The organism is Nocardioides sp. (assembly GCF_964229035.1).
GTDB lineage: Bacteria > Actinomycetota > Actinomycetes > Propionibacteriales > Nocardioidaceae > Nocardioides.
Genome location: NZ_CAXRAZ010000005.1, coordinates 1 through 5,495 on the forward strand (window position 1 = coordinate 1; position 5,495 = coordinate 5,495).

The following is a 5,495-nucleotide window of genomic DNA, read 5'->3' on the forward strand; positions in this document are numbered from 1 at the left end:
GCGCCGGAGTTGAAGTCCTTGAAGTACAGGACCTCCTTGTCGCCGTTGGCGTAGGTGACCTCGAGGAAGCGGTTCTCCTCGGTCTCGCTGTACATCCGCTCGACCGTGGCCCGGATCATCCCGGCGACGGCGGCACCGCGGTCGCCGCCGAACTCGGCGACGTCCTCGGCGTGCAGCGGCAGCGTGGTGGTGAGGTACTTGCTGAAGATGTCGCGCGCCGACTCGGCGTCCGGGCGCTCGATCTTGATCTTCACGTCGAGGCGGCCCGGGCGCAGGATCGCGGGGTCGATCATGTCCTCGCGGTTCGAGGCGCCGATGACCAGCACGTTCTCGAGGGTCTCGACACCGTCGATCTCGCTGAGCAGCTGCGGCACGATGGTGTTCTCGACGTCGGAGGAGACACCGGAGCCGCGGGTGCGGAACAGCGAGTCCATCTCGTCGAAGAACACGATGACGGGCGTGCCCTGGCTGGCCTTCTCGCGCGCACGCTGGAAGACGAGGCGGATGTGCCGCTCGGTCTCGCCGACGTACTTGTTGAGCAACTCGGGGCCCTTGATGTTGAGGAAGTAGGACTTTCCCTCGGCGCCGGTCTTCGCCGCGACCTTCTTGGCCAGCGAGTTCGCCACCGCCTTGGCGATGAGCGTCTTGCCGCAGCCAGGAGGGCCGTAGAGCAGGATGCCCTTGGGCGGCTTCAGCTCGTGCTCCTCGAACAGCTCGGGATAGAGGTACGGCAGCTCGACGGCGTCCTGGATCAGCTCGATCTGGTCGCCGAGGCCGCCGATCGACTCGTAGGAGATGTCGGGGACCTCCTCGAGGACGAGCTCCTCGACCTCGGACTTCGGCACCCGCTCGTAGACGTAGCCGCTGCGGGAGTCGATGAGCAGCGAGTCGCCGGCGCGCAGCGGCTGGTCGCGCAGGGGCTCGGCCAGGCGGACGATGCGCTCCTCGTCGGCGTTGGCGATCACGAGCGCGCGCTCGCCGTCGGCCAGCACCTCCTTGAGGGAGACGACCTCGCCCACGGTCTCGAACTCCATCGCGGCGACGACGTTGAGGGCCTCGTTGAGCATGACCTCCTGGCCCTTGCGCAACTCGTCCAGCTCGACCGCCGGGCTGACGGTGACCCGCAATTTGCGACCGCCGGTGAAGACGTCCACCGTGTCGTCGTCGTTGCGGGCGAGGAAGGTGCCGAACCCGGCGGGCGGCTGCGCCAGCCGGTCGACCTCCTCCTTGAGCTTGAGGATCTGGTCGCGGGCCTCGCGCAGCGTGCTGGCGAGCCGGTCGTTCTGCGCGGTGACGGCCGCCAGCGACCGCTGGGCGTCGGCGAGACGCACCTCCAGCGAACCCGGTGCCGCCCCGGGGCGCTCGATCAGGCGGCGCCGAAGATCGGCGACCTCTCCCTCCAGGTAGCGCACCTGGTCCTGCAGCTCCTCGCGGCTCGTGCCGCCCGTGCTGTCTCCCATGCTCATCGCACACCTCCTGGGCCCGACCCTACTCGGGCAGGGGTCACGGGGGCAGGCTTCGGAGCCGGGCCCGTGCAACGTTTCGGTTGCAGCCGTGCGCCACCTCAGGGACGGCGTCCCGGCGTCGTCCGAGGAGGCGGTGGTGGAGGGGTCAGTCCTCGGCAGGCGTCTCCGGGACGCCCGGGGGGCGGGGGCCCGCGTAGTCGGGACCGTAGGCCCCGGGGGCCGGACGACGCTTCTTCAGCGGGGCGCGCTGCCCCGGAGCCATGCGCCGCGCGGTGACCAGGAACGCGGTGTGACCGATCATCTTGTGGCCGGGCCGCACCGCGAGCCCCTCCACGTGCCAGTCGCGGACCAGCGACTCCCAGGGCGCGGGCTCGGTGAAGCCGCCGTGCACCCGGACCGCCTCGACGAACTTCGACAGCTGGGTGGTCGTCGCGACGTAGGCGCACACGATGCCGCCGGGCAGCAGCGCGTCGGCGGCGGCGTCCAGGCAGTCCCACGGGGCCAGCATGTCGAGGATGATGCGGTCGCACCGCTCGCCGGTGGCGGGCAGCTCCTCGGCGAGGTCGCCGAGGGTCAGGTTCCAGGCGGGGTGGGGGCCATCGAAGAACTGGTGCACGTTGCGGCGGGCGACGTCCGCGAACTCCTCGCGGCGCTCGAAGGACGACACGCGGCCGTAGGGTCCGACCGCTCGCAGCAGCGAGCAGGTCAGCGCGCCGGAACCGACGCCGGCCTCGACCACGTGCGCCCCGGGGAAGATGTCGGCCATCGCGATGATCTGCGCGGAGTCCTTCGGGTAGACGACCGCGGCACCGCGTGGCATCGACACGACGAACTCGCTGAGGAGGGGGCGGAAGACGAGGTACTCGCCGCCGGCCGACGACGTGACGGTGAAGCCCTCCTCGCGGCCGATCATCTCGTCGTGCTCGAGGTGGCCCTTGTTGGAGAAGAAGCGCTTGCCCGGCTCGAGCGGGAAGTTGTGCTTGCGGCCTTTGCCGTCGACCAACCGCACCCACTCCCCGGCTCGCAGGGGTCCGCGGTGCACGCCGGACCAGGCCTCCTGGGGGACGTCGGGGGTCGCTTCGGTCACCGGCGCAATCTACCGGGCGCCCGAGCGCAGCACGGCGGCGAGGTCGTCGCTGGCCAGCACGCCGTGCACGGCCCCCTCCGGGGTGAGCAGGACGTACTCGCTGGCGGGAGTGGCTCGCAGCGCGTCGACGAGATCGGGACCGGAGATGGTGATCGGCAGGCAGAGCCCCGGCGTGAGGGCGCGGGCGACCTGCGAGGTGGCCATCCAGGGGCGCCGCTCCTCGGGCACCGCGTTCGCGGCGCGGCCGTCGACGACACCCGTCGGGCGGCCGTCGGAGCGCAGGGTCACCACGTGGTGGACGCCGTACTCCCCCGCGCGGCGCAGCGCCTCGGCGAGCGGGGTGTCCTCGGGGACGCCGAGGACCGGTCGCGCCAGGCGACGCACATCGACCTCGCCGAGCGTGCGCACGACCCGAGCGGTCGTGAGGGCGTGGTTGGCACCCGCCCAGAGGAAGGCCGCCACGAGCGCCAGCACCACGGCGTCCACGGCGTCGCCGCGGGTGGCCGCCAGCAACGCCACCGCGAGGACGGCGCCCGCGGTGATCCGCCCGCCCCAGGCGGCCACGATCGTGCCGGTGTGCATGCGCCCGGTGAGCGCCCACACCGCCGACTTGAGGACGCGACCGCCGTCGAGGGGCAGGCCCGGGACGAGGTTGAGCACGCCGATGATGAGGTTGGCGCCGGCGAGACCCTCGACCACCAGGCGCAGAAGGCCGTCGGGCAGCAGGAACCACACGGCGAGTGCGGCCACGCCCACGGCCAGCGAGGTCAGCGGCCCGACGACGGCGATCCAGAACTCCTGCCGCGGACGACGCGCGTCGCCCTCGATGCTGGTGGCGCCGCCGAGGAAGTGCAGGGTGATCGAGCGGACCCGGAACCCGAAGGATCGGGCCACGACGGCGTGCGATCCCTCGTGCAGCAGGATCGCGAGGTAGAGCGCGACGGCGAAGAGGAAGCCGACGAGATACTTCGCAGCGCCGAGTCCGGGCTCCACCTGCTCGACGCGCGGCGCCATGATGAAGGCGATCAGCGCCGCCACCACGAACCAGGACGACGACACGAGCACGTCGCTGCCCGCGATGCTGCCGATGCGCAGCATCCCTCGGGGCGCCGGCGGCCGCGGAGGCCGCTGGGATGCCGGGGTGGGCGTGGAGCTCGACATGCAATGAGCCTACGGGGCATCGGATGTGTCGGCGGTCGCGACTAGCCTCCACTGCGTGAGCCAGGCCGTCGTCCCCCGAGACCCCAGCGAGCGGCGCGGCACACGGGTCGACGGCGAACGCGTGCGCGCGGCCCTCTCGCCGTCGCGGGTCGGCGATTTCCTCACCTGTCCGCTGCTCTACCGCCTGCGCTCGATCGATCGGCTGCCGGAGCCGGCCTCGCCCGCGGCGGCTCGCGGCACGCTGGTGCACCGGGTCCTCGAGCTGCTCTTCGACCTGCCGGCCGGTGAGCGCACCCCCGAGCGTGCCGACGCCCTGCTCGAGCCGGCCTGGGTCGAGCTGGTCGCGGCCGAGCCCGCGCTGGCCGAGGTGCACGACGACGAGTGGTGGGCCTCGTGCCGCGAGGTCCTCGCCCGCTACTTCGTCCTGGAGGATCCCCGGCGCCTCGAGCCTGCCGAGCGCGAGCTGTACGTCGAGACCCTCACCGATTCCGGGCTGCTGATGCGCGGTGTGGTCGACCGGGTCGACCGCGCTCCCGACGGCGCCCTGCGCGTGGTCGACTACAAGACCTCCCGCTCGCCGAGCGAGGCCTACGAGGCCACCGCGCTGTTCCAGCTGAAGTTCTACGCCTACGTGCTGTGGCGCACCCACGGCGTGGTGCCGGCGCTGCTGCAGCTGGTGTACCTCGGCAACAGCGAGGTCCTGCGCTACGCACCGGAGGAGCAGGAGCTGCTCGCGGCCGAGCGCAAGGTCCAGGCGGTGTGGTCGGCGATCCGCGAGGCCACCGAGGCCGGGGTCTTCGAGCCGCGGCGGGGCCGTGGCTGCGACTGGTGCGCCCACCGGGCGCTGTGCCCGGCCTGGGGCGGCACTCCCCCGCCCCTCCCGCGGCCGGGAAGTGGACCCCATGTGGCCGAGGGCGCCTCGATCTGAAACGGTGGGCTCTCCGTGCGGGTACGGGTCCCGCACCTGTACCCCCGAGGTCTGCTCATGCGCTCCAGCCGTACACCCCTTGCCGCTCTCGCCGCCGTCGCGGCGCTCACCCTGTCGGCCTGCGGAGGCTCCGACTCCGACGGGGAGGCGGCCACCGAGTCGACGCCCTCGTCGGCCGCCTCCTCGGCCTCCACGGACGACACGATGCCCTCCACCGACGTATCAACGAGCAGCGCGCCTGCCGGGCCGACCAAGATCGCGGTGAACGGCGGCTTCACCGACGACGTCCTGGGCGACAGCGCGAAGATCACCGCGCTCGTCCGCGACTTCCCCGCCACCTCGAACACCACCATCGCCGAGGGCGGCGGTGAGTGGGTGCTGGTCGAGATCGACGCCAAGGCCGGCACGAAGTACACCGGTGGCTTCCGCGGACCGTTCGCGCTGCTCGACGCCTCCGGCAACGTGGTCGGCAGCCCCACGACCGTGATCGACGCCGACGTCAAGGCCGCCGGCTACACGCCCTTCGTCGAGGCCGACTCCGGCAAGGAGTCGAAGGGGTGGATCGTCTTCCAGGTCAACAACCGCCAGGACTCCTACACCTTCCGCTACAAGCGCCAGGCGGCCAGCGTGATCGGCGGCGGCGACCCGATCCCCGAGAAGATCTACACCGTGGAGCTCCCCACCTCCTGAGCCGCCCCGCTCCCCGAGGACGACGCAGCGCCGCGCCCCACCGACAGCCGGGCCAGTTCGCCCGGAACGAGCTTGGTGTATTCGATATGGAGATGCACATCGATGAAGGTCGGAGCGACGAAATAGCCGGTCGCGTCGATGATCTCGTCACAATCGAAATAGC

At 71.6% G+C, this 5,495-nt stretch carries 5 protein-coding genes and 1 pseudogene; 2 read left to right on the forward strand and 4 right to left on the reverse strand.

Annotated elements, in window-relative coordinates; all coding sequences use genetic code 11:
- From arc to ACERUN_RS02360, 3 genes are all read right to left on the reverse strand, one after another.
- Nucleotides 1-1,460: proteasome ATPase (gene arc / locus ACERUN_RS02350; protein ID WP_370288055.1), on the reverse strand; the 1,460-nt coding region annotated here is incomplete at its 3' end.
- A 151-nt stretch (nucleotides 1,461-1,611) separates the two neighbouring features.
- A complete protein-coding gene (locus tag ACERUN_RS02355) occupies nucleotides 1,612-2,553 on the reverse strand; it encodes a tRNA (adenine-N1)-methyltransferase (protein WP_370288051.1) in 942 nt (313 codons plus the stop codon).
- A 9-nt stretch (nucleotides 2,554-2,562) separates the two neighbouring features.
- The gene (locus ACERUN_RS02360; protein ID WP_370288052.1) at nucleotides 2,563-3,714 is read right to left on the reverse strand and encodes a M50 family metallopeptidase; all 1,152 of its coding nucleotides are present in this window, start codon (nucleotides 3,712-3,714) and stop codon (nucleotides 2,563-2,565) included.
- Nucleotides 3,715-3,769: 55 nt separating this feature from the next.
- Here ACERUN_RS02360 and ACERUN_RS02365 point away from each other — a divergent pair, with 55 nt between their 5' ends.
- Entirely contained in the window at nucleotides 3,770-4,642 is an 873-nt protein-coding gene (locus ACERUN_RS02365) for a RecB family exonuclease (RefSeq protein WP_370288053.1), read from the forward strand.
- 57 nt (nucleotides 4,643-4,699) lie between these two features.
- Nucleotides 4,700-5,332 (forward strand): hypothetical protein, encoded by a 633-nt coding sequence (locus tag ACERUN_RS02370; protein WP_370288054.1) that lies wholly within the window; start codon nucleotides 4,700-4,702, stop codon nucleotides 5,330-5,332.
- On the opposite strand, the pseudogene ACERUN_RS02375 reads toward ACERUN_RS02370, so the two are convergent.
- Nucleotides 5,305-5,495, reverse strand: a pseudogene (locus ACERUN_RS02375) (hypothetical protein); the annotation flags it as partial. The gene ACERUN_RS02370 and the pseudogene ACERUN_RS02375 sit on opposite strands and share 28 nt — an antisense overlap.